This is a genomic window from Nonomuraea spiralis (assembly GCF_014648435.1).
In the GTDB taxonomy this organism is placed as follows: domain Bacteria; phylum Actinomycetota; class Actinomycetes; order Streptosporangiales; family Streptosporangiaceae; genus Nonomuraea; species Nonomuraea spiralis.
Window position 1 is genome coordinate 367,152 of record NZ_BMRC01000005.1, and the last position, 22,513, is coordinate 389,664.

22 protein-coding genes are annotated in these 22,513 nt (G+C 71.7%); 8 read left to right on the forward strand and 14 right to left on the reverse strand.

All coding sequences use genetic code 11. The annotated features are described in order from the left end of the window. Nucleotides 1-16: 16 nt before the first annotated feature. Nucleotides 17-460, reverse strand: coding sequence for a winged helix-turn-helix transcriptional regulator (locus IEZ27_RS14760; protein WP_189647697.1), 444 nt, complete (start codon nucleotides 458-460; stop codon nucleotides 17-19). Nucleotides 461-590: 130 nt separating this feature from the next. Between IEZ27_RS14760 and IEZ27_RS14765 the strand changes: the two genes are divergently transcribed. Further along, nucleotides 591-1,454, forward strand: a complete 864-nt coding sequence (locus tag IEZ27_RS14765; protein WP_189647698.1) for an aldo/keto reductase family oxidoreductase — start codon at nucleotides 591-593, stop codon at nucleotides 1,452-1,454. A 36-nt stretch (nucleotides 1,455-1,490) separates the two neighbouring features. Here IEZ27_RS14765 and IEZ27_RS14770 read toward each other — a convergent pair whose 3' ends face one another. Then, on the reverse strand, nucleotides 1,491-2,456 hold the full coding sequence (locus IEZ27_RS14770; RefSeq protein WP_229823986.1) for an NAD(P)-dependent alcohol dehydrogenase: 966 nt from the start codon (nucleotides 2,454-2,456) through the stop codon (nucleotides 1,491-1,493). A 59-nt stretch (nucleotides 2,457-2,515) separates the two neighbouring features. Here IEZ27_RS14770 and IEZ27_RS14775 point away from each other — a divergent pair, with 59 nt between their 5' ends. Beyond that, a complete protein-coding gene (locus tag IEZ27_RS14775; RefSeq protein ID WP_189647699.1) occupies nucleotides 2,516-3,163 on the forward strand; it encodes a TetR/AcrR family transcriptional regulator in 648 nt (215 codons plus the stop codon). A gap of 17 nt (nucleotides 3,164-3,180) precedes the next feature. Here IEZ27_RS14775 and IEZ27_RS14780 read toward each other — a convergent pair whose 3' ends face one another. Beyond that, on the reverse strand, nucleotides 3,181-4,047 hold the full coding sequence (locus IEZ27_RS14780; protein WP_229823987.1) for an alpha/beta fold hydrolase: 867 nt from the start codon (nucleotides 4,045-4,047) through the stop codon (nucleotides 3,181-3,183). A 136-nt stretch (nucleotides 4,048-4,183) separates the two neighbouring features. On the opposite strand from IEZ27_RS14780, the gene IEZ27_RS14785 reads away from it, so the two are divergent. Further along, nucleotides 4,184-4,714: a TetR/AcrR family transcriptional regulator gene (locus IEZ27_RS14785; protein WP_125634404.1), complete on the forward strand. Its 531-nt coding sequence runs from the start codon at nucleotides 4,184-4,186 to the stop codon at nucleotides 4,712-4,714. Here IEZ27_RS14785 and IEZ27_RS14790 read toward each other — a convergent pair. Then, nucleotides 4,711-6,237 carry an MFS transporter gene (locus tag IEZ27_RS14790; protein ID WP_189647701.1) on the reverse strand — a complete coding sequence of 509 codons (1,527 nt, stop codon included), beginning with the start codon at nucleotides 6,235-6,237 and terminating at the stop codon, nucleotides 4,711-4,713. The two genes, IEZ27_RS14785 and IEZ27_RS14790, sit on opposite strands and share 4 nt — an antisense overlap. Beyond that, nucleotides 6,234-7,262 (reverse strand): fatty acid desaturase family protein, encoded by a 1,029-nt coding sequence (locus IEZ27_RS14795; protein ID WP_189647702.1) that lies wholly within the window; start codon nucleotides 7,260-7,262, stop codon nucleotides 6,234-6,236. Before IEZ27_RS14795 ends, IEZ27_RS14790 begins: the two co-directional genes overlap by 4 nt. A gap of 112 nt (nucleotides 7,263-7,374) precedes the next feature. On the opposite strand from IEZ27_RS14795, the gene IEZ27_RS14800 reads away from it, so the two are divergent. Both IEZ27_RS14800 and IEZ27_RS14805 read left to right on the forward strand, forming a co-directional pair. Next, the gene (locus tag IEZ27_RS14800) at nucleotides 7,375-7,662 is read left to right on the forward strand and encodes a DUF1905 domain-containing protein (RefSeq protein ID WP_189647703.1); all 288 of its coding nucleotides are present in this window, start codon (nucleotides 7,375-7,377) and stop codon (nucleotides 7,660-7,662) included. Nucleotides 7,663-7,835: 173 nt separating this feature from the next. Then, nucleotides 7,836-8,153, forward strand: a complete 318-nt coding sequence (locus tag IEZ27_RS14805; protein WP_189647704.1) for a hypothetical protein — start codon at nucleotides 7,836-7,838, stop codon at nucleotides 8,151-8,153. Nucleotides 8,154-8,203: 50 nt separating this feature from the next. Here IEZ27_RS14805 and IEZ27_RS14810 read toward each other — a convergent pair whose 3' ends face one another. Further along, a complete protein-coding gene (locus IEZ27_RS14810) occupies nucleotides 8,204-9,199 on the reverse strand; it encodes a helix-turn-helix domain-containing protein (protein ID WP_189647705.1) in 996 nt (331 codons plus the stop codon). 176 nt (nucleotides 9,200-9,375) lie between these two features. On the opposite strand from IEZ27_RS14810, the gene IEZ27_RS14815 reads away from it, so the two are divergent. Further along, entirely contained in the window at nucleotides 9,376-13,344 is a 3,969-nt protein-coding gene (locus IEZ27_RS14815) for a S8 family serine peptidase (protein WP_189647706.1), read from the forward strand. 50 nt (nucleotides 13,345-13,394) lie between these two features. Here IEZ27_RS14815 and IEZ27_RS14820 read toward each other — a convergent pair whose 3' ends face one another. Both IEZ27_RS14820 and IEZ27_RS14825 read right to left on the reverse strand, forming a co-directional pair. After that, entirely contained in the window at nucleotides 13,395-14,060 is a 666-nt protein-coding gene (locus IEZ27_RS14820) for a nitroreductase (RefSeq protein ID WP_189647707.1), read from the reverse strand. A 14-nt stretch (nucleotides 14,061-14,074) separates the two neighbouring features. Further along, nucleotides 14,075-15,484, reverse strand: a complete 1,410-nt coding sequence (locus tag IEZ27_RS14825) for a serine hydrolase domain-containing protein (protein ID WP_189647708.1) — start codon at nucleotides 15,482-15,484, stop codon at nucleotides 14,075-14,077. A 215-nt stretch (nucleotides 15,485-15,699) separates the two neighbouring features. Here IEZ27_RS14825 and IEZ27_RS14830 point away from each other — a divergent pair, with 215 nt between their 5' ends. Next, nucleotides 15,700-16,194: a cupin domain-containing protein gene (locus IEZ27_RS14830; RefSeq protein WP_125634422.1), complete on the forward strand. Its 495-nt coding sequence runs from the start codon at nucleotides 15,700-15,702 to the stop codon at nucleotides 16,192-16,194. 50 nt (nucleotides 16,195-16,244) lie between these two features. Here the strand turns inward: IEZ27_RS14830 and IEZ27_RS14835 are convergent, their stop codons facing one another. From IEZ27_RS14835 to IEZ27_RS14860, 6 genes are all read right to left on the reverse strand, one after another. Then, nucleotides 16,245-16,616, reverse strand: coding sequence for a hypothetical protein (locus tag IEZ27_RS14835; RefSeq protein ID WP_189647709.1), 372 nt, complete (start codon nucleotides 16,614-16,616; stop codon nucleotides 16,245-16,247). A 16-nt stretch (nucleotides 16,617-16,632) separates the two neighbouring features. Then, a complete protein-coding gene (locus IEZ27_RS14840; RefSeq protein WP_189647710.1) occupies nucleotides 16,633-18,876 on the reverse strand; it encodes an NUDIX domain-containing protein in 2,244 nt (747 codons plus the stop codon). A 6-nt stretch (nucleotides 18,877-18,882) separates the two neighbouring features. Further along, nucleotides 18,883-19,233, reverse strand: a complete 351-nt coding sequence (locus IEZ27_RS14845) for a hypothetical protein (RefSeq protein WP_189647711.1) — start codon at nucleotides 19,231-19,233, stop codon at nucleotides 18,883-18,885. Next, the gene (locus tag IEZ27_RS14850) at nucleotides 19,226-19,630 is read right to left on the reverse strand and encodes a YbaB/EbfC family nucleoid-associated protein (protein ID WP_189647712.1); all 405 of its coding nucleotides are present in this window, start codon (nucleotides 19,628-19,630) and stop codon (nucleotides 19,226-19,228) included. Before IEZ27_RS14850 ends, IEZ27_RS14845 begins: the two co-directional genes overlap by 8 nt. 134 nt (nucleotides 19,631-19,764) lie before the next feature. Then, complete coding sequence (locus tag IEZ27_RS14855) at nucleotides 19,765-20,709, reverse strand: hypothetical protein (RefSeq protein ID WP_229823988.1); 945 nt, start codon at nucleotides 20,707-20,709, stop codon at nucleotides 19,765-19,767. 180 nt (nucleotides 20,710-20,889) lie between these two features. Continuing rightward, a complete protein-coding gene (locus IEZ27_RS14860; RefSeq protein ID WP_189647714.1) occupies nucleotides 20,890-21,777 on the reverse strand; it encodes a 4Fe-4S domain-containing protein in 888 nt (295 codons plus the stop codon). Nucleotides 21,778-22,037: 260 nt separating this feature from the next. On the opposite strand from IEZ27_RS14860, the gene IEZ27_RS14865 reads away from it, so the two are divergent. Next, nucleotides 22,038-22,415 carry a hypothetical protein gene (locus tag IEZ27_RS14865; RefSeq protein WP_189647715.1) on the forward strand — a complete coding sequence of 126 codons (378 nt, stop codon included), beginning with the start codon at nucleotides 22,038-22,040 and terminating at the stop codon, nucleotides 22,413-22,415. The last annotated feature ends 98 nt before the right edge of the window (nucleotides 22,416-22,513 follow it).

Sequence of the window (22,513 nt, forward strand, 5' to 3'; positions counted from 1 at the left end):
GGCGTCGCCGCGCGTCTCAGGTGGTGCGGGTGTCGTAGGACTCGCGGTTGGCGAGGACCTCGTCCATGTGCCGCTCGGCCCAGGACTTGAGGCCGCGCGTCATCTCGTACAGCGACAGGCCGAGGTCGGTCAGCTCGTAGGAGACCGTGACGGGCACGGTCGGCGTCACGGTACGGGTCACCAGGCCGTCGCGTTCCAGGGAGCGCAGCGTCTGGGTGAGCATCTTCTGGCTGACGCCGGCCAGCAGGCGCAGCAGCTCCGAGTAGCGCATCGCCCGGGGCTCGCCGGCGCAGTCGGCGCCGGGCCGGTGCGGGGCGTCGCTGCCGAGCGCGGACAGGATCAGCGTGACCCATTTGTCGGAGATCCGGTCGAGCAGCCTGCGGCTGGGGCAGGCCGCCACGAAGGCGTCGTACGCCACCTTCGCCTGTGCCCTCTGCTGGGCCGCCGTCGTTGTCGCCATCGGCCGTTCCTCTCACCTGCGGGCGCCTTACGCACTCCGGAGTGCCTACTTCCCATCAGGAAGCTACACCCCAATGATGATGCAAGGCGCCACGAGGCACCACCCGCTGGCTCGACACGAAAGGCACGACATGAGCGGCACGCTTCCCGGCGGCACCTGGACCCTGGGCGATCTGACCGTCACCCGGTTCGGCTACGGCGCCATGCAGCTCGCCGGCCCCGGCGTCATGGGCCCGCCCGCCGACCGCGACGGCGCGCTCGCCGTCCTGCGCGAGGCCGCCGGCCTCGGCATCACCCACCTCGACACCGCCGACGCCTACGGGCCGCACGTCACCAACCAGCTGATCCGCGAAGCGCTGCACCCGTACCCGGACTCGCTGCACATCGTGACCAAGGTCGGCGCGACCCGGGACCGGGAGGGCGGCTGGCCTCCGGCCCGGCGGCCCGACGAGCTGCGCCGGGCCGTGCACGAGAACCTGGAGAACCTCGGCCTCGCGACGCTGGACGTGGTCAACCTCCGCCTCGGCGACGCCCAGGGCCCTCGGCCCGGCTCGCTCGCCGAGGCGTTCGGCACGCTCGTCGAACTCCGGCGGCAGGGCCTGATCCGGCACCTCGGCGTCAGCAACGCGACGCCGGACCAGGTCGCCGAGGCGCGGGCGATCGCGCCGATCGTGTGCGTGCAGAACATGTACAACCTCGCCCACCGCCACGACGACGAGCTGATCGACGAGCTCGCCGAGCAGGGCATCGCGTACGTGCCCTTCTTCCCGCTCGGCGGGTTCACGCCGCTGCAGTCCTCGGCGCTCACGGCGGTGGCCGCCCGGCTGGAGGCCACGCCGATGTCGGTCGCCCTGGCCTGGCTGCTGCGGCGCTCGCCGAACATCCTGCTGATCCCCGGCACCTCGTCGGTGGCCCACCTGCGCGAGAACGTCGCGGGCGCGGGACTGCCGCTCTCGGACGAGGACCTCGCCGAACTGGACAAGATCGGCCGCTGACCCCTTGGCCCGGGCGACGGTGACCTCGCCGCGCTTTCAGGCGATCCGTACGACGACCTTGCCGCGTACCCCGCCCTTCTCCAGCGTCCGGTGCGCCTGGGCGATGTCGTCGAAGGGGAACACCGTGTCCACGACCGGGCGGACGGCGCCGCTGTCCACGTACCGGGTGAGGTCGGTGAAGAGCCGGGTGGTGGGGTTGCCGCTGAAGAAGCGCACCCGCCGCCGTCCGTGGACGGCCGAGGCGGCGATGTAGGCCAGGGACGCCGCGATCCTGCGCTGGTCGAAGGCGATCGCCACCATCCGGCCGGACGGCGTCAGCAGGCGGCGGAAGGCGGCGTGCTCGGTGCCGGCGGTGTCCAGGATCACGTCGAACCTGCCCAGGTCCGCAGGGGCGGCGGCGTAGTCGTACGCCTCGTGCGCGCCGAGGTCGCGGACGAGGTCGAGGTTGCGTGCCCCGGCGAGGGCGGTGACGTGGGCGCCGAGCGCCCGGCCGAGCTGTACCGCGACGACGCCCACACCGCCGCTGCCACCCCGGACGAGCAGGCGTTCGCCCGGCCTGAGCGCGGCCAGGTCGCGCAGCGCCGTGATGGCCGTCGTGCCCACAGGGAGCGCCGCGGCCGTCACCAGGTCGAGTCCCGCCGGGGCCGGAGCCAGACGGCGGGGGCGGATCGCCACGTACTCGGCGGCGCTCCCGAACGTGCGTCCCAGCGCGCCCCACACCCGGTCGCCCGCCTTCGGGCCGGTCACCCCGGGGCCGAGGGCGACGATCTCGCCGGTGAGGTCGATCCCGACCCGTTTCGGGAAGCCCCGCTGCATCAGCCCGGTCACCAGGCGCAGCCGGCCCGTCCGTCCGTGCACCTCGCCGCCGTTCACGCTGACGGCGTGCACCCGGACCAGCACCTGTCCGGGGGCGGGGACCGGCTTGGGCACCGTGCCCACGTACAGCTCCTCCGGCGGTCCGTACCGGTCGAACAGGGCCGCGCGCATCTGGTTCGTCTCCATACGGACGACGCTAGCCCGCTAACCGGACGGGGCTGTCCACTTACGCTAATGTGAGAAATATGGCTGATCATCCCTCTCAGTTGGCGTCGGCCAGGGAATTGCGGGCGGACGCGCGGCACAACCGGGCACGCATCCTCGACGCGGCGCGGGAGACGTTCGCGGCGCGCGGTCTGGACGCGCCGATGGTGGCCATCGCCCGGCGCGCCGGGGTCGGGGTGGCCACCCTCTACCGGCGGTTCCCGTCCCGCGAGTCCCTGATCACGGAGGTGTTCGGGGAGGAGCTGGCGGCGTGCGCGTCGGTCGTGGACGAGGCGCTGGCCGACCCGGATCCGTGGCGGGGGTTCCGCGCGGCGATCGAGAAGGTGTGCGCGATGCAGGTCGCCGACCGGGGGTTCACCGACGCCTTCCTCACCGCGTTCCCGGACGCGGTCGACTACGAGCGGACGCGGGTGCGGGCCGAGCGGGGCCTCGCCGAGATGGTACGGCGGGCCAAGGCCACGGGCCGGCTGCGGGCCGACTTCGACGTCGCCGACCTGGTGCTGCTGTTCAGGGCCAACTGCGGCCTCATCGCCGGCGCGGGGGAGGGGGTGGAGGCGGCGTCGCGGCGGTTGGTGGCGTACCTGCTGCAGTCCTTCGGCGCCGGGCACGCCGAACCGCTGCCGCCACCGCCGCCGCTCACGCTCGGCCACCTGACCCGGAGGGCCTGACGCCGGCGCGGCGCCGCCTAGCTCGTGACGGCCGCGGCCGGGCTCCTGTCGCCACGGGGTTCGTCGCCGTTCAGCAGCCATTCCAGCGTGGCGGGGGTGGCGTCGAAGTGACCGGCGTGCCCGGCGTCGGGCTGGACGGTGAGGGTGGCGGTGGGGATGTGGGCGGCGAGCCAGCGGGCGTGCGCGACCGGTACGACCCCGTCCAGCGCGCCGTGCCACAGCCGGACCGGCACGGTGATGGAGGCGAGGTCCAGGCCCCACGGGCGGCCGAAGAGGGCGATGACGTCATCGGCCCAGCCGCCGAGTCCGGGACGAACCGCCTCGGCGTACGCGGCCGCGAGCATGGCGCTGATCTCGGGACGGGTCAGCACGGCGGCCTCGGCCGGGGGCAACTGCGGCGGCCCGGACGAGTCCGTCCCCAGGTGGGCGATCATGGCGTCGCGGTCCTGGAGGGCGACGGCGGCGCTGCGCTGATTGCCCTCCATCATCCCGGCCGTCCAGTCCAGCCCGTCGGCGTCGCGCGGGGCGAGCGCCGCCAGCGAGGCGACCCGGCTGACCCGGTCGGGGTGGCGGGCGGCGAACGCCAGCGCGTGCGGCCCGCCGCCGGAGACCCCGTAGACGGCGAAACGGTCGAGGCCGAGCGCGTCGGCGACGGCTGCGACGTCGTCCGCGCCGTCCACCACCCGCCGCCCCGGCAGCGGCGTCGAGCCCCCGAAGCCGGGCCGGTCGAAGGTGATCAGCCGGATGCCGAGCCCGGTGAACAGGGCGTCGTCGGGATGGCGGGCCAGACGTCCCATGGGGCTGCCGTGCAGGTAGAAGACGGGCGTCCCGTCGGGTACGCCCCACTGCTCCACGGCAAGGGTGCGGCCCGCTTCAGTGATCACTGTGTGCACCCCAGCCACGCTAGCCATAAGCGGCATCGGCACATCATGGTTTCATTCCGGGCGAAACTGGACCAACGACACCGAGAGTCAAGCAGATGTTTGAAACGCTTGTTCGCGGCGCTGATAAGATCACCGTGTGGGAGTTCCTGAGGATTTGCTGGCCGCGGCAAAGCAGTGCCTGTCCGAACGCGGATATGCCCGCACGACGGTCCGGGACATCGTCGCCGTCTCCGGCAGCAATCTCGCCGCGATCAACTATCACTTCCGCTCCAAGGACGCCCTGCTCACCCAGGCGATGATCGAGGTGACCGGCGAAGCGGTCGCGGAGGTGCTCAAGGCGTTCCCGGACGACTCCAGGGAATGGCTCGAGACGTTCCTGGCGGAACTGATCGTGTCCCTGCGGGCCAATCCGATGGTGTGGCGCGCCAACGTCGAGACGCTGGCGCAGGCGCCGCATCTTCCCGACGTACGCGCCCGCCTGGCCGAAGGGCAGGCGCTGGCCCTGCGTGAGCTGGCCCGGCGCCTGCCGCGCCAGGACGAGGCGGGCGCCCAGGTGGTGCTGACGCTGTTCATCGGCCTGCTGGTGCGCTGGCAGGTCGATCCGGACAACGCCCCGACGGCCCACGACCTGGCCGCCGGCATCCGTTCGGTGGCGGCGGCCGGCTAACGCAGCACGTGCCGTCCGGACTGGTCCGGGCGCGGTTGCGGCCGGGGCGCACGCCGTACCGAACGCAGCATGACCGGCGCGACCAGCGCCATCAGGCACAGGCCCGCGGCGGCGGCGATCATGGCCTGGTGCTGGCCCTGGGTGAAGGCCGCGCGGGCGGCGGCGGCCAGCGCGGTCCCGGCCGGTTCCGGCAGGTGCCGCGCCGCCTCCAGCGCGCCGCCGAGGGTGTCCAGCGCGGCGGCGGGCGCGCCGGCGTCGCCGAGGCGCCCCCGGTAGACGGCGGTGCCGATGCTCCCCAGCACGGAGATGCCGAGCGCGCCGCCGAACTCGGTGGCCACCTGCGACAGTCCGGCGACCGAGCCGGCCCGCTCCGGCGGGGCGGTGGCGATGATCAGGTCGGCGGAGACGGTCAGGACGAGGGTGACGCCGCCGGCCATCAGCATGATCCCGGCGACCAGCAGGCCGGCCTGGCCGGTCACGTCCAGCCCGGACAGCAGCGCGAACCCGCCGGCGCCGACGAGCAATCCGGCGCAGACCACCGCCCCGGGACGGACCCTGCGGACCAGGACGGGGGCCAGCCCCGCCGCGAGCATCGCCGTACCGGCCGAGGGGAGCGCGTACAGGCCGGCGACGAGCGGCCGGGCGCCCATGACCATCTGCAGGTACTGGGTGGTGAACAGGCTGGAGCCGACCATGGCGAAGACGCCGAGGGTGTTGGCGCCGACGGCGGCGGTGAAGGCGCGGCTGCCGAACAGGCGCACGTCCAGCATCGGATCGGGCATCGAACGCTGGCGGCGTACGAAGGCGACGCCCAGCGCCAGGCCGGTCACGACGGCCAGGACCGGCGGCAGGCCGAAGCCCTCCTGGGCGATGTGCTGGATCCCGTAGATCGCGGGCAGGATCGCGCCCAGCGACAGGACCAGGCCGGGCAGGTCGAACCGGCTCGGGTGCGGGTCACGCGACTCGGGGAGCAGCAGGGGCGCCAGGAGCAGCAGCAACGCCATCACCGGCAGGTTGACCAGGAACACCGAACCCCACCAGAAGTGCTCCAGCAGCGCGCCGCCCATCAGCGGGCCCAGCATGGCGCCCCCGGCGAACGCGCCGGTCCAGATGGAGATCGCGATCCGCCTCTGGCCGTCGTCGTGGAACATGTTGCGGATCAGCGACAGCGTCGAGGGCATCAGCGTGGCGCCGCCCAGCCCGAGCAGGGCCCGGGTGGCGATGAGCAGGTCCGCGCTGGGGGAGAAGGCGGCGATCGCGGAGGCGGCGCCGAACGCCGCCGCCCCGGCCATCAGCAGCCGTCGCCGTCCGACCCGGTCACCCAGCGTGCCCATCGGCAGCAGCAGTCCGGCCAGCATGAACGGGTAGACGTCGATGATCCACAGCAGCTGGGAACCGCTCGGCGCCAGGCTCGCGCTGATGAATGGCAGCGCGTACGACAACACGTGCAGGTCGACGGAGATCAGGAGAACGGGCAGGACCAGGACGGCCAGCCCGATCCACTGCTTGCGTCCGGCTTTCATGGGCGGCCTTTCTGCCTGAGGGGAGCACCGGCGTGGTGCAGGTGGCGGAGGGCCTCGCCGTGCGAGGCCAGGAAACCGACTTCGTGGTACGGCAGGCCCAGCCGGCGGCAGTGGGCTTGCACGATGGGTCGCGCCAGGCGGAGGTTGGGGCTGGGCATGCTGGGGAACAGGTGGTGCTCGATCTGGTAGTTGAGCCCGCCCATGGCGACGTCGACGAAGCGGCCGCCGCGTACGTTGCGGGTGGTGAGCACCTGCTTGCGCAGGAAGTCGAGGGTGGCCTCCCCGGTCAGCGTCGGCATGCCCTTGTGGCCGGGGGCGAAGACGCAGCCCATGTAGAGGCCGAACAGCCCCTGGTGCACGGCGAAGAAGACCAGCGCCTTGCCCGGTGACAGGACCCAGGCCAGCGCGCCCAGGTAGAGGACGAAGTGGGCGAGCAGCAGCGCGCCCTCCAGGGCGCGGTGTCTCATCCAGGGCCGGCGTAGGGCGCGGATGCCGCCCAGGTGCAGGTTGAGCCCCTCCAGAAGGAGCAGCGGGTAGAACAGCAGGGCCTGCCGGCCGCCGATGAGCCGGGCCGGCCCGCGGCTGTCGCGCGCCTGCCGCTGCGACCACACCAGGACGTCGGGGACGACGTCCGGGTCGAGGTCTTCGTGGTTGGGGTTGGCATGGTGGCGGGTGTGCTTGTTCATCCACCAGCCGTAGCCGAGGCCGATCCCGAGATTGCCGCCGAGGCGTCCGAGGGCCTCGCTCGGGCCGCGGGCGGCGAAGATCTGCCGGTGTGCGAGGTCGTGCAGGACGAGGGCGACCTGGGCGAAGACGATCGCGAAGCAGGCGGCCAGCGGCACCTGGAGCCAGGAGTCGCCGAGCAGGAAGAACGCCGCCACGCCCGCCAGGTAGAGGCCGGCCACCGCGCCGAGCCGGGACAGGTAGTGGCGGGGGCGGCGGTCGAGGAGCCCGGCCTGCCTGATGCGTCTGGACAGGTGGCTGAAGTCGCTCGCGGCCGGGGCCGTTGCGGTTGTTTGTGGCATGCCGCCGACCATACACACGTTTTGAACAAATGCGCAAAACATGTGTTTGTGACAACTGTTTGGACTGAGCGGCCGCACTGGACGGTGATCGTCGCGTGGCTATGCTGTGGCGATGCAGGTGGAGTTCAGCGGTGAGGTGTGGTTCTGGAGGGGGCCCGCGCCCTGGCACTTCGTCACCGTCCCCGACGAGGAGTGCCAGGACCTGGCGATGACCGCCGCCTCGGTGAGCTACGGCTGGGGCATGGTCCCCGTCACCGCCCAGATCCACGAGACCCGATGGCGTACGTCGTTGTTCCCCAAGGACGGCCGCTACCTCGTGCCGGTCAAGGCGGGGGTGCGCAGCGCGGAGGGGCTGGACGTGGGGGACGTGGTGACCGTCCGCCTGACCGTCGAACTCTGAGCTCCGCCTGGTGGAGGACGACCTGCGCCGGCGGTTTCTCCGGATCTGTGCGGTCCTGCTAGCCTGATCGCCGTTCTGCCGGAAGGCGGGAAGCCAGGCGGTCGTGTCACGCGGGAAGAGCCCCGGCGAGCCGCCCGGCCCACACCACCACGACGTTGGGGACACCACTGAGCATGAGCGCGGAAGAGGATTTCCAGCGGGTCGGCGCCGAGCTGGCCGACCTGGGTGTGCGGGTTTCCCGCATGATGGGCAGCCCCGCGCTCAAGGACCAGGCGGGGAAGGTGTTCGCGAGCCTGCAGCGTGACGGCGCGATGGTGTTCCGGCTGGTCAGGGACACCCCTGAGCACGCGGCCGCGCTCGAGCTGGCCGGGGCGTGCCTGTTCGACCCCATGGGGCAGGGCCGCGCGGTCAAGGACTGGGTGGTCGTGCCCCACTCCTCGGCCGGGCGATGGACGGATCTGGCCGAGGTCGCCCTCAGCCGCCCACGCTGATCAGCCGGCCGGCGGTCGTTCCGGCGGGCCGATACAGCTGGACCCAGCCCTTAGACCCAGCCGCGTTCGCGGGCCTCCAGGCCCGCCTGGAAGCGGGTGACGGCGTTCAGGTCGCGCATGACGGCGTGGATGCGGCGCTGTACGGTGCGCAGCCCGAGCCCCAGCGTCCGCGCGATGGCCTCGTCCGTCAGGCCGCCCGCGAGCAGCCCGAGCAGCTCTCTGGTCGGCTCGTCGGGCTCGTCGGAACGCGTGGTGCACTCGGCGGAGTGCGCGGCCGGCCGGGAGACCGCGCGTAGGGGCAACGCCCGCCGCCACTCCAGTTCGAACAGCGCGATCAGCGCGTCGAGCAGGGCGGACCGGTGCAGGACGAACGCCGCGTCGATGGAGTTGGACCCGTTGCGGATGGGGATCAGGGCGAGCGAGTCGTCGGCGATCCACATCTTGGCCGCCGCCCCGGCCACCACGCGGGCCTGCTCCCCGTGGGCGATGGAGTCCTGGATGAGGCGTAACTTGCCGGGGACCGCCAGGGACTCCCGGTCGTACACGGTCCGGTAGTCGATGCCCGACCTGAGCATCTGCCGCTCGCGCTCGACGTTGTCGCCGTGACCGCGCATGGCGTACGGGGGCTTGTCGATGTTGCGGAACATGGCCTGGACGCTGTCCTGCAGCGCGTACGCCCGGTTGATGATGTTGTCGGTCCCGGTGATGACCTCCACCTGCTCGGCCGGATGCGTCGTGTAGCGGGAGGCCAGGTGGAACGAGCCGGTCAGCTCGTGGATCGCCGTACGGACCTGCTGGAGCTGCTCCTCGTGCCGGGTGAGCAGCGGTCTGATGGCGATGTCGGGGGCGACGGCGACATAACGGGCGCGGCGGCCCGGCAGCCTGCTGGCCAGGCCGCGCCGCGCGAAGGAGGCCAGCGTACGGGCGGCGAGGAGCGTCGAGACGTCGCACTGCGCGGCGAGCTCGTCGGCGGATGATCGCGGGTTGTCCACGAGGTTCACGTACAGGCGGCTCTCGGCCGGTGAGAGGCCGATCGCTTCGAGCATCGACGACACCCTTTCTCGCGGAGACAGGGCGGCGGGTTACCGCCACCTGGCGGGTTTTGGCCCGTTCGGCGGACTTGTGCCCTGACTGAATCCCAGATTAGGTCAGCAAAGAAATGATCTCCATCGCGCACGGGCGACGATGGCCGGTGTTCTCACGTCTGGAGAAAGTTGTGCGCATGCTGTCCACCCCCCGGCGCCGCGGGCTCGCGGCCTTACTCGCGGCCGTACTCGCCGTGCCGCTCGTCGCGGCTCCGGCGGCGGCCACCGCGACGACCGCGCCACCCGGGGCCGCCAAGGCGGACGCGCGGGTGACCGGCACGCCTCCCGTCAAGATCACGCTGATCACCGGGGACACCGTCGTCTACGCCAAGGACGGCAAGGGCCGCGCGTCGGCCACGCTGGAGCCCGGCGACGGCCGGGAGGCGCGGACGTTCCAGGCCCAGCAGAACGATCACGGCTACTACGTCATCCCCGCTGACGCCTCGCCTTACGTCACCAAGGGACTGCTGGACAAGGAACTGTTCAACGTCGACTACCTGGCGGCCAACGGGTACGGCGACGCCAAGGCCGCGCAGATCCCCCTCATCGTCCAGTACGACCCCCGTACCAAGGCCGCCGACCTGGCCGGCAAGGCGAAGTCGCTCAAGGGCGGCGCGGAGCCGACGGTGCTGGACAGCATCGACGGCGCCGCGATCAAGGTGGACAAGAAGCAGGCCACCGCGTTCTGGCGCTCACTCGGGCCGGGGCAGTCGCTCGGAGAAACCCGCGACAACGCCAAGGCCCTGGCGGGCGGCCTGCGCAAGGTCTGGCTCGACGGCAAGGTCAAGGCGCTCGACGACGTCAGCAACCCGCAGATCGGCGCCCCCACCGCCTGGGCGGCCGGCTTCGACGGCACGGGCGCGACGGTGGGCATCATCGACTCCGGGATCGACACCGCGCATCCCGACCTCCAGGGCCGGATCGCCGCGGCCCGCAACTTCGTCCCCGCGGGCAGCCCGGGCGGCGGCAACCCTGACGAGGTCACCGACCGGGTCGGCCACGGCACCCACGTGGCCTCCATCGTCGCGGGCAGCGGCGCCGCCTCGAACGGCAGGTACAAGGGCGTCGCCCCCGGCGCCCGGCTGACCGTCGCCAAGGCGCTGGACGACAACGGGACCGGCAGCGACTCCGAGATCATCGCGGCGATGCAGTGGCAGGCGGCCACCGCGCACGTCCGGGTGGTCAACATGAGCCTGGGCAGCCAGACCGCGACCGACGGCACCGACCCGCTGAGCCAGGCGGCCGACGAGCTGACCGCCCGGTACGGCACGCTGTTCGTGGTCGCGGCGGGCAACTCCGGCCCCGGCCGGTACACCGTCGGAGCACCCGGCGCGGCGAACTCGGCGCTCACCGTCGGCGCGGTCGACTCGGCCGACAGGATCGCCTCGTTCTCCAGCCGCGGTCCGCGCGTGAGCGACGACTTCGCGATCAAGCCGGAGATCACCGCGCCCGGCGTGAACATCATCGCGGCGCGCGCGGCGGGCACCTCGCTGGGCGCGGGCAGCAGCGTCCCGGGCGGCGGCCCGATCGACGACAACTACACCGCGGCGTCCGGCACCTCGATGGCCGCCCCGCACGTGGCGGCCGCCGCGGGCATCCTCGCCGCGCAGCACCCCGACTGGACGCCCGAGCAGCTCAAGACCGCTCTGACCGGCACCGCGAAGCCGGGCGACGCCCCGGCCTACGACCAGGGCTCGGGCCGGCTGGACCTCGGGCAGGCCGTCACCCAGCAGGTCTTCGACGACCTGGCGACGGTCTACGCCGGGTTCACCGACCCGTACGCCGGCCAGACGCTCACCAGGAAGGTGACCTTCCGCAACACCGGCGGGGAACCGGTCACGCTGGACCTGTCCCTGGCGCTGAAGCGCGGCGAGGCCCAGGCGCCCGCCGGGATGGCCACGCTCAGCCCGTCGTCGCTGACCGTCCCCGCGGGCGGGTCCGCGAGCGCGGACCTCACCGTCGAGCCCACGCTCGGCGACCCCGGCTGGTACGAGGGACGCCTGACGGCCACGGCCGGCACCACCCGCCTGACGGCGCCGATCGCCTTCCGCAAGGGCGCCAAGATGGACACCGTACGCGTCAGGCTCGCCGGCAGGCCGGAATGGACGATCCTGCCGGGCGTCCTGTCCGCCCTGCGGGTCAGCGACACCGACCCCCTCCTCGAAGGGGAGCCGATGACCCTGGCCACCATGGACTGGCGGACCACCGACACGCCGGGCACGCTGGAGACCGACCTCAAGCTCGCGCACGGCGGCGTCTACTCCATCGGCGCCACGCCCACCTGGTTCACCAAGCCGGACCGGCAGCTCCAGTACACCTCGCTGCTCGCCCCCGAGGTCAAGCTCGACGGCGACACCACGGTGACCCTGGACGCGACCGACGCCGAGCCGATCCAGGTGAGCACCCCCCGCACGTCGGAGGGGGCGTTCATGAACGTGATGGTCCTGCGCACGACCGCCTCGGGCCAGATGTACGCCGACGCGTCGCTGCTGAGCTACGAGCCGGTCAACAGGGGCAGGTACTGCGTCACGCGGGTGCGGAAGGCGCCCGCGGTGGGCACCTTCACGGTGCTGTTCGACCAGGTCCGCCGTGCTCCCGAGGTCGAGCTGACCGTGCCGGGGCTCCAGCTCACCCCCCATTACGTCAGCGAGCAGGACGCGGCGGTGCCGAAGTTCGCCGCCGACCGGCGCCTGAGCCTGACCACGGGCGACGACCTGCGCGGCGGCGCGGACGCGCGCGGCAAGCTCGTCCACCTCCCCGCCAGGGACTCGCTCCCGCTCTTCCTGGCCGACCTCGACCTGGCCATCAAGGCCGGCGCCGCGGGCGTGGTCACCAGCGACCGGTTCGCCTGGCTGCTCACCGACCCGGCGTACGAGGCCCAGAACAAGATCCCGCTGTTGTGGATCGACAGCGGCGAGGCCGACCGGCTCGGCAAGGCCCTGGCCCGCAAGCCGTACCCGGGCGCCGCTCTGCACGTGACGCCCACCACCCCGTTCGAGTACAAACTGGCCTACTACGTGAAGGGCACCACGGCGGGCCGGCTGAACTTCGCCCCGAAGGCCCGCGACCTCACCGAGATCGAGACCACCTACCACGCGCAGTTCCCCGCGCCGGCGGGCACGTGGGGGTCGAGCGCGAACTTCACCGAGGTCAACCACACCTACACGCCCGACCAGCGCCTCAGCATCCGCGGCTCGCACAGCTTCGCCGGGCCCGCCGCCAGGACCGAGTACTACAACGCGCCCGGCCGGGACGTGTTGTGGCAGCGTGACTACGCCTTCCTCGACCTCGCCACGGGCGGCGCGCGCTTCGCCTCCTCCGCCCGCGGCTTCACCCGCGCCGCCAAGGAGCGGGAGGACTGGAACGAGGCCGTCGTCCCCGCGCAGTTCACCGCCGGTCCCGACCTGCCGGACTGGGCCGGCCAGGCCGTCTACTGCGACGGCTGCCGCCAGGGCGACCGGCTGAGGCTGCGCGCGCTCAGCCCGCTCGGCTTCGGGTACTACTCCGACGCCTCCGACCCGAGCCACATGTACCAGGGCGCGCAGGGGACCGAGGAGATCCACCTGTTCAGCGGCACCACCGAGGTCGAGCCGCAGTACGACGACCTGGGCCTGCCCTACTACGCCGTCCCCGCCGGATCCGGCGCGTACCGGCTCACGGACTCGTGGAAGGACGCCTTCGCCGGAAAGCACCCCGGTACGAGCGTCGAGACCACCTGGACGTTCCGCTCGGCCCGCCCGACGGCCGGCGACGCCCCGCAGCCCTGCCTGGACACCGTGTTGTGGGGCGACAAGCAGCCCTGCGCCCAGGCGCCGCTGATCCGCCTCAAGTACGGGCTCAAGCTGCCGGAGAACGACACGGTCCAGGCCGGCAGGCCCTTCACCTTCACCGTCAGGCCCGAGGGCGGCAGGTCGCCGTCGCTGGAGAGAGTCTGGATCTCCGACGACAAGGGCGCGCACTGGACGCCGGCCAAGGTGCTGCCCGGTGACAAGGTGCTCGCGCTCAACCCGAAGGGCCCGGGCAGCGTCTCGATCAAGGTCGAGGCGAAGGACCGGGACGGCAACTCGGTCCAGCAGGTTCTCGCCGACGCCTACCTCGTGAAGTGACCGCCGGAGCGGGGGCGGGAAGCTCTGCCCCCGCTCCGGCGGCCCACGCCTCACACTCCGACGAAGCTCACGGTCTCCGCCAGGTCCGCCCGCCCGGTACGCAGCCCCGGCACGTCCTCCTTCTCGAAGCCGACCGCGACCCCGCAGAACAGCACCAGCCCGTCATCGGCGCCGACGATCCGGCCGACCGTCTCGCGGTACATCGTCCACATCACCTGCGGGCAGCTGTGCACCCCTTCCGCCCGCAGCAACAACATGACTGTCTGCAGGTACATCCCGGCGTCCCCCCACTGCCCTGGGCCCATCGCCCGGTCCAGGTAGCAGAACAGGACGACGGGCGCCCCGAACGCCTCCGAGTTCAGGGCGGCGATCCTCGTGGGCCGGTCAGGGGCGTCGCGCTCGATCCCCAGCGCCTCGTACCGCTGGGCGGCCGCGGCGGCGAAACGGTCCAGGTACGGCGAGGTCAGCTCGGCCGGGTACATCGGATACTCCCGCTCGTCACCCGGGTCTCCCGCCAGCGCCCTGGCCGTCGCCAGCCGTTTCAGCTCGGCCAAGGGCTCGCCGGCCACGACGTACAGGTGCCAGGGCTGGAGGTTCCCGCTCGACGGCGCCCGCGTGGCGGCTGTCAGCACGCGTTCGAGCACCTCCTTGGGAACCGGCTCGTCACTGAACGCCCGCACCGCCCGCCGGCTGTCCACGGCTTCATACACGTCCACGTCTTCCCGTCCTCTCACTCAACGACGATCTCCATCGATGCCCGGCGGCGGGCCCAGAGTCGTGCGGCCGCCACCGCCGTGCCCGCGACCGCGCCCGTCACCAACCAGATCATGAACGTCGGGTAGAGGTAGACCACCTGGACCCACATGATGTCGCCGCCCCGGAGGAGCACGCGCATGATCGGGACGACCATGACGCACAGCACGAGCGGGACCATGTACGGCAGGAGCCGCCATCGACTGTGCGTGGCGGCCCACCGCCGGGCGCGGGCCACCCCCCGTACGGCCAGCCCGGCGGTCGCCAGGGTCAGGAGTGCGAACAGGATGTCGGTGACCAGGAAGGGCGGCGAGGAGGGGATCTCCGGCGTGCCTCCCTCGATCATGGCGACCAGGCCGTCCATGAGCGCGTCGGCGTCGCCGAAGGCCGTTCCGGTGTTGGCCATGACGGCGACGCCGTACCCCGACTCCGGCATCAGCAACTGGGCGGCCGTGGAGGTGAACAGGTCGCCGTCGTGCTGGACGACGGGAGTGCCGCGTCCGGTCCTGCCGATCATCCAGCCCAGGGCGTACTCCCCGCTCTGCTCGGACGGCGTGCGCATCTCCTTGACGCTCTGAGGCGAGAGGATGCCGTTGTTCTGCGCGATCAGCCAGCGGGCCATGTCACCGGCGGTGCTGAGGATCCCGCCGGAGCCGTTGCCGAACCCGGCCGGCTCCGGCACGGCGACGGCCCGGCCGAGGACGACCAGATGGCCGCGGGCACTGCCGGGCAGGTCGCGGTCGGTGTCGACGGTCCTGCTGTCGCGCATGCCGACAGGCGTGAAGACGTTCGCGTCGAGGTACGCCCCGAACGGCCGGCCGCTCACCACCTCGACGAGCCGCGCGGCGACCTGGTAGTTGGTGTTGTGGTAGCTGAAGGCGGTGCCCGGCTCCGTGGCGAGCCGCGCCGTCCTGAGCCGGGCCACGGCGCCTTCGAGCGTGTCGGGCTGGGGCAGGCTCTTCTCGCGGAAGGCCGAGTCGGCCATGCCGGACGTCTGGTTGAGCAACTGCCGCACGGTGATCCGCGCGGCCCTGGGATCCGCCATGGTGAACTCGGGCAGGTAGCCGCGTACCGGCCGGTCGAGCTCGACCTCGCCCTTCTCCACCAGTTGCATGACGGCGAGTGAGGTGAAGGACTTGCTGACCGAGGCCACGGCCATGGGCGTGTCGGCCGTCACCGGCTCGCCGGAGGCGGTCTCGCCGTACCCGGCGGCGTGGACGACCCGCCTGCCGTGAGTGATCGCGACCGCGGCCCCGGGGAGCCCCGTCGCCTCGCGGTAGGCCGCGACGAAGGCGTCCACCGACGAGGGGGCGGGGTCGTGGGGCGGGGCCGGGCCGGACGCGAGCGGCAGGGCGAGGCAGAGAACGGCGACAACGTTTCGGAACACCCGCCAACGCTATGGACAACCCTCATGCCGCGACCATTGCGGACTCCCTCCGCCTTTCTTACGGAAAACCGCTACTCCCTCACGGAAGACTTGGCTCCATCGAACGGGCAGGACTTGGCTCCATCGAACGGGCGGGAATTGGATCTGCCGGCCGGGCCACTTCGTCCTCTAGAGTCATGCCGCCCAGCTCGATCCACCGCAAGGAGCCGGTAACGATGTCCTATCCGCCGCCGCGATACCTGAAGGAACACGGCATCGCCAGCGCGACCTTCCGCCCGGCCGACGCGCCGCCGGACCTCACGATCGGGGTCAAGTCCCGGGTCGGCCACCTGGCCACCGGGGCGAGCACGGACGGCCAGTTCGGCCTCTACCGCTGGGACATGGCCGCGATCCCGAACGGCCCCGGCGCCCACTTCCACCGGACCATCTCCGAGTCGTTCTTCGTCCTGGAGGGCACCGTCTCGCTGTACGACGGCGACCGATGGCGGGACGCGACCCCCGGCGACTTCCTGTACGTGCCGCCAGGCGGCGTCCACGCCTTCAGCAACAACTCCGACGCGCCCGCCTCCATGCTGGTGCTGTTCACGCCGGGCGCCCCCCGGGAGGCGTACTTCCAGGAACTCGCCGACATCGTCGCGTCCGGCCGCCGGCTCACCGAGGACGAATGGACCGAGCTGTACGCCAGGCACGACCAGTACGCCGTCCCCTGAACCACCCCGGGAGACCCGAGCCGGATCGCGCCCGCGCGGTCGCGTACCCGTCATCCGTCGGCGGCCAGCTCCACCAGCGCCTCCAAGGACGCCAGCTCGAAGGGCCTCCCCACCGGGACGCGGCCCGCGCGCGGGTCCTCGGCCTCGCCGGCCCAGTGACGCAGCGCCCGCAGCGGGGTCACGCCGTTGGCCTTGGCCCAGCGCAGGCGCTGCGTCCAGGCGACGGCGGCGTCGAAGGCGGCGTCACCGGCCTGCTCGCGCGGCACGTACCGGGCCGCGTCGTCCGTGGTCGCGGCCCACAGGTAGCCGATGACGACCTCGTCCTTGAGGATCGGGACGTAGCGGACCGCGGCGGACGTCGTGCGCGGATAGGAGTCCGGGGCCTGGACCGTCCGGAAGACGGGCTGGTCCTTCAGTGACAAGGGGTCGTCTCCTCCATCAGCGGCCGATCTCCTCCGGCGTCAGCACCCGGCCGTAGATGTGCCATTCGCCGTGAATCAGCCGTACGTCCTCCCCGAACCACGCCAGGCTCGGGCCGAGCAGCAGTTCCTCCTCGTCCGGGAGCTTGCTGATCAGCTTCAGGAAGAAGGCCGGGGTGCCCTCGGGCACCCGCAGGTGCAGGTGCACGTCCCCCAGGTACCTCGCCTCGTCGCCGAGGCTGGTCGAGAGGAATCCCGGCTCACGTTGCACGGTTCCGACGAGCTCTTCGATGGGCACGCTGAACAGGTCCGGATGGAAGGTCAGCATCCGGATCACGTCGATCGTCTCGGGGACCGGCTGACGCTCCAGGAGCGAGGTCAGCATCTCGATCTGCTCGACGGTGCGTGCCCGCTCCGCCGGGATCTCGTGTTCGCGGTAGTGCTGGAAGGCGTCGTCGCCCATGCGCAGGAACCGGTTGATCAGGCTGTGTCTGCCCGAGGCGTAGCGCCGGGCCGCGTCCAGCTCGGCCGGCGACATGTCGTCGCGGACTCCCGTCCAGACCACGTCCCCGAACGTGGGGCTGACGGCCCGGCTGCCGAAGGGCGCGTCCAGCGGGACGTGCGGGGAGGGCGCGGTGTAGTACAGGCCCGACCCGGATCGTCGGATGGTCTGCCCCAGGCCCGGATGCCCCGCCCCCGCCCCGGTGTGCGCGGCGGTGGGCGCGCCCCCGTCGTCGTGGAAGCGGGCCAGCAGGTCGGGGAGGGCCCTGGCCAGGGCCGGATGCAGGTCGCCCTGGTTCGCCATCGCGGCGAGCTCCTTGAGCGTGAACCACTTGGCGCCACTGGCCTCGAACGAGTCGAGCCTCGGGGTGAACATCGGCCCGTCGGCGGCCAGGTTGGTGTACTTCCAGCCGGTGCCGCCGACCTCCGTCACGTGCTCGCCCCTGAGCTTCAGCCGGTCGAGGTAGCGCTGGCCGACGCCCAGTTCCTCACTGAGCTCGCGGGCGGCGGCGTTCACGGGACGTTCGAGGCTGTCGAGGGCTCCGCCGGGCAGTTGCCACTTGCCGGGGTTGGAGACGTACTGGCTCTGCTGCATGAGCAGGTATCGCGGCTGGCCCTGCTCGTCCATGCCCCTGATCAGGACGCCTGCCGCGCCGTACCTGCCCCACAGGTTCCCGTTCACGTATCCGTCGCCGGGCCGGCCGGAATACTCCAGGAGCTGGAACGGGCTGTGGCCGGACAGCGTGGTGTCGCCCGCGTGGGAGGACCCGGGCCGCTCCATGCTCCGAGAGCCGTTGATCAGGGCGTCGACGCCGGCTTCGTTCCTGAACGACACGTCCTGCCTGGCCCCGGCGTCGGCGAGCGTGGTGCCGTCACCGTCCCCGTGGACCCGCGGCCCGGAGTTCTCCGGGAGCGGATGCCCGGACGGCCCCGGGCCCGACTTGCCCTGCGCGAACGGGCTCCAGCTCGCCCAGTGGGCGTCCGCGCCGCCCAGCACGCCCGAGGTGAAGCTCTTCAACAGCCTGTCCAGGTCGAGCGGCTGCCCGCTCTTGATCTGCGTGGTCAGGTCGGTGGCGCTGCTCGCCAAGCCGGACCGGCCCATCAGCCCCCACATGGACCTGGCGGGCACGATCCCGGTGAAGCCCGTCAGAAAGGCGCCCAGGAGTGCTCCCGTGCCGGCCGACGCCATGATCTGTTCCCAGTCGAGGTGATCGCGCCGGGACTGGGACGCCTGCACCGCGAGGTCCATGCCGCCCATCAGGCCGCCGAACAGGGCGATGTTGATCAGCAGCCGCTTGGCGAGCTGGGCGATGGCCAGCCGGGTCAGCTGCACCCGGGCGCCGACCATGGCCGCGGCCGCCGGTCCCCAGGGGCCTGCGGTGGCGGCCAGCAACCACATGATCTGGAAGATCAGGAACCAGACTGAGACCTCGATCATCCGCTTGGTGTACTGGACCTGGACGCCGAGATCGTTGTACCGGAGCGCGGCCGAGACGAGCTGCTCGATCAGCTTGACCAGCGCCGGGTCCGACACCGACTGGACCCGCGTGACGAACTCCTTCAGCGCGTCGCCGTCCCAGTCGTCGCCGATCCGGGTGAAGTCCGCCAGACCCCAGCCGTCCAGGACGTCCTGCGCGGTGGCCGCGCACGCGTCGGCGAGCCGGAAACAGCCGTCCTCGTCGCCCTCGGGCCAGTCCATGCCGACGGCATAGCCGACGAACGGTTTGGCCCAGTCGGGCACGAGGAAACCGTCGAATCCCACGGCGGCTCACCCGCCCCGAGGGTAGGCCGGGTCGTCACCGGTGCCGTACCCGGGATCTCCGTAGCCCTCGGCGTCCTGGTAATTGGTCGCGCTGGCCCGTAATCCGTCGCGCAGGTCCTCCAGTTCGGCGATGTACTCGTCGAAGGCCACGAGGATGCCGTTCTCGATGATCCACTGGTTCTTCTCCAGCTCCGCGCCGTACTGGTCGTCGCCGAGCGGGTTGCCCTCGTGGGCGAAGACGGCGGACAGCCGGTCCTTCAGCTCCCACGCGCGCTCGACGCTGTCGTCGAGCTGCGCGGAACGTGACCGCAGGCCGCTGAAGACGGCCAGGTAGCCGCCGGCGCGGGTGTCACCCACGCACGTCCCCGTCCTCGGCCGGCAGCTCCACCGGCCGGGGCAGGAACGCGTCGATGCTCGCCCCCTCGCCCAGGACCTCCTCCAGAGGCAGCCCCTCCGGCATGAACGGCGCCATGAGTTCCTTCGTCAGGTCGGCCACCTGTTCCGTGGCGGCGCCGATCTGCTGCAGGATCTCGCGGGAGAGTTGCGACGGCGCGAGCTTGCGGTACACCCGGGGGTCGAGTTCGATCTCCTGCACCTGACCACGCGGGCCCACCGTCACGCGGACCAGGCGGTCTGCGGACTCGGCGGTCCCCGTCAGCTCGGAGAGCCTGCCGTAGGCCGCGCGCAGCTCTCCGGCCTGCCGGTTGTACTCCTTGGCCAACCCTTCGATGGTCAGCCGGAACTCGTCGTTCAAACAGCGCGCCTCTCATCACCTGAGCATCATGCGTTGCATTTTGCCACTTCCGTTACGCAGACGACATACCGTACTAAATCTGCGTAACGGGCAGCGGCCAGTGACTGAAAGACGCCAGAGCGCCTGCCGGCCGGTCAGCCGGCGAACGCCGGATACGGCGGCAGGGCGGGGCAGTCCCACTTCTCCGTCGCCGCGAGCAGGCCGCGCATGGCCTCCGCGACGGCGGAGTCGGACGGGAGGTCGGCCAGGAGGGCCTGCCAGCGGTGACGCAACAGCTGACGCATGCTCGGCGCCTGCCGCGTGGGATGCAGCGGCCGGTCCCCGGCCAGTACGCGCGGCACCAGCGTCGTCATCTGCACCGTCAGCGCGATCGTGCCCAGCCGCATGCCCGCCCGCCACACCTCGTCGTCGAGCAGGTCGGGGTGGCCCTTCGCCACCTCGGACCGGTACGCGGACTCGATCTCCTCCTGGATCGCCGGGGGCAGCCGGAAGACGCACCAGCAGGTGGAGAACGGCATGCGGGTGTAGACGGCGTCGAGGAACACGGAGTGGTAGCCGGCGCCCTCGAAGTCCAGCAGACGCATGCCGCCCGGGAAGATGAGGTTGTTGTCCGGGCAGATGTCACCGGGGGAGTAGACCGGGTAGGGCCCCTTGTCCAGATCGGCGATCGGTGCCAACTCTGCGGCCAGGCCGGGCGGGGTGGTCACGCCGAGCGCGTCGAGCACGCCGGGCAGCGCCTCGGCCGCCGCACGGAGCGCGGGGTCCTCGCCCCACTGCTGCTCTCCCCGGTCGTAGCGGGCGCGCAGCGCGGCGAGCTCGTCCTCGCGCCCGGTGGTCTCGGCGGCGAGCCGGCCGTAGGCGACCGCCCAGGCGAGCAGGGCCGCGCGGGCGGTTCCGGGGTTCTCCCCGAGCAGCGCGTCGGCCAGGCTCGGCGCCTCGCCGAGGTCCTCCATGACCAGCAGCGGATATGCGGTGTCCACCGCGAGCAACCGCGGGCCCGAGCCCGCGCCGAGCGCCAGCCCGGCGGCCTCCGCGGTGAAATGGCGGAAGGCATCCGGTTTGTACGCCTTGATCACCACGCTCCGCCCGTCACCCGTACGGCACCGGATCACCGTGGACCGCGAAGACCCTCCCAGATCGACCGCCTCCGAGAGCGGCACCCCAAATGACTCCGACGCCTTACGAAGAACCGTATCCATGGCTGCCATCTCACCACGAACCCGAAACACGGGATCAAGGCGGTGTACGTTCGGCGAGGCCTACCAGGACAGCGCGGAGAAGTCGATCGGCCGGGGCGCGAGTGCCGCGGTGCGGACGGCCAGGTCGCGCATCCGGCGGGCGAACTCCCCGGCGGGCAGCCGCCTGCGGTCGCCATGGCCGGGCAGCAGCCATTCGAAGCGGATCCGCGGCGCCGTACGGGCCAGCGACGTGGCCAGTTCGGTGATGGAGTACCAGGTGACCGACTCGGCGACGGCCAGGTCGCCGAGGGTGCGGGACCAGTAGAAACTGTCGCCGCTGAAGCAGTACGTCTCGTCGGCGACGTACAGCGTGCTGCCCTCGGTGTGTCCGGGCAGCGGGTGGGCCGTCACGCCGTCGGCGATCTCGACCGGCTCGGCGCCCCGGAGAACGCGGTCGGCGTCCGGGGCGGCGGACAGGTCTCCCTCGTGGACCCACAGGTGGGCGCCGAAACGGTCGGCGTACTGGCGGCCGTGCGCGGCGTGGTCGCGATGGGTGAGCAGCACGTCGGTGATCGGGCCGAGCGCGGCGTATTTCGCGGCCAGGGTGCTGCTCCAGCGCGGCGTGTCGATCATCATCAGGTTTCCGGCCGGGCGGCGCAGCAGATAGGCGTTCGCGCCTGCGGTGTGCGGCGAATTGTGCCCGCACAGGTGCACGTGCTCGGTGAGCGGCAGCGGAAAAGGGTCGAGCGCGGGGTCCGGCCCGCGTGTGCCGCGCCGGATCGATCGGGTGTGGCAGGCGAACGCCGCGGCGTACATCGCCTTTTCCTCCGCGTCCGTGCGCGGCTGGCGGACGACCGCGGAACGCCCGGCGACCTCGGCGAGGAGTTCGGGGGCCAGCTGCCGGGCGGTGTCGCAGTTGGTGCAGCGACGATCGACGTGCCAGGCGGCGTCGGCCGACGGCTCGTTCATGGCGTGGTCCTTCCGGGAATGGCGAGGATTGACGCCCAATTTGATATCACGCATTACCGGGACAGGCCACACGAAAAGCGCGGTTGACTTCTCCGGGGATTGCTGCTCTGAAATTCGGGCCCAATGTGGCTGATTTGCAGATGGCTGTTTCGGAAATTGTCAAGCCGGGCCCGGAAAGCGGCCGTCCGCCGGTGAATTCAATTCCTGCGCGTATCGGCGTTCGGCCCCGACAGAGGTGGAAGTCCGTAAGGATGGGGGATATGACCACCAACAAGGTGCTGGACGGCGCGGTGCTCGCCGTTCGACGCGACATGGAGGCGACCGGTGTCCCCGGGCGGCTCGGCTTCGACTCCCCGGAGTGGGACGACCTGGGCTACCTGCGCGTCGAGTACAAGGGGCAGTACTCCAGCTACGGGCTGCGTGCGGACGAAGCGCACGAACCGGTCGCCACCCTCGTGCTGATCGCCGATCTCGCCCAGGAGGTGATCGCCGAGCAGGAGGGCAGGATCTGGCCGACCTGTCCGGCGCATTCTTTCGGGTTGCATCCGGAGCGGGTGCGTGGGGCGGCGCTGTGGACGTGCAAGGCCGCGGGCGGGCACACCGTGGCCGCGATCGGAACACTGGCGGACGGCTCCTGACCACGGGATACGCCCCCCCGGCGTCCCGAGCACACAGGGCACGCCCCGAGGTCGTCCCGCGCCCGCCACCTCATCGTGGCGGTACGGGCGACTTCGGG

Coding starts and splice junctions, on each gene's coding strand:
- IEZ27_RS14760 (WP_189647697.1), bottom strand. CDS start 460: ATGGCGACAACGACGGCGGCCCAGCAGAGGGCACAGGCGAAGGTGGCG.
- IEZ27_RS14765 (WP_189647698.1), top strand. CDS start 591: ATGAGCGGCACGCTTCCCGGCGGCACCTGGACCCTGGGCGATCTGACC.
- IEZ27_RS14770 (WP_229823986.1), bottom strand. CDS start 2,456: ATGGAGACGAACCAGATGCGCGCGGCCCTGTTCGACCGGTACGGACCG.
- IEZ27_RS14775 (WP_189647699.1), top strand. CDS start 2,516: ATGGCTGATCATCCCTCTCAGTTGGCGTCGGCCAGGGAATTGCGGGCG.
- IEZ27_RS14790 (WP_189647701.1), bottom strand. CDS start 6,237: ATGAAAGCCGGACGCAAGCAGTGGATCGGGCTGGCCGTCCTGGTCCTG.
- IEZ27_RS14795 (WP_189647702.1), bottom strand. CDS start 7,262: ATGCCACAAACAACCGCAACGGCCCCGGCCGCGAGCGACTTCAGCCAC.
- IEZ27_RS14800 (WP_189647703.1), top strand. CDS start 7,375: ATGCAGGTGGAGTTCAGCGGTGAGGTGTGGTTCTGGAGGGGGCCCGCG.
- IEZ27_RS14805 (WP_189647704.1), top strand. CDS start 7,836: ATGAGCGCGGAAGAGGATTTCCAGCGGGTCGGCGCCGAGCTGGCCGAC.
- IEZ27_RS14810 (WP_189647705.1), bottom strand. CDS start 9,199: ATGCTCGAAGCGATCGGCCTCTCACCGGCCGAGAGCCGCCTGTACGTG.
- IEZ27_RS14815 (WP_189647706.1), top strand. CDS start 9,376: ATGCTGTCCACCCCCCGGCGCCGCGGGCTCGCGGCCTTACTCGCGGCC.
- IEZ27_RS14830 (WP_125634422.1), top strand. CDS start 15,700: ATGTCCTATCCGCCGCCGCGATACCTGAAGGAACACGGCATCGCCAGC.
- IEZ27_RS14860 (WP_189647714.1), bottom strand. CDS start 21,777: ATGAACGAGCCGTCGGCCGACGCCGCCTGGCACGTCGATCGTCGCTGC.
- IEZ27_RS14865 (WP_189647715.1), top strand. CDS start 22,038: ATGACCACCAACAAGGTGCTGGACGGCGCGGTGCTCGCCGTTCGACGC.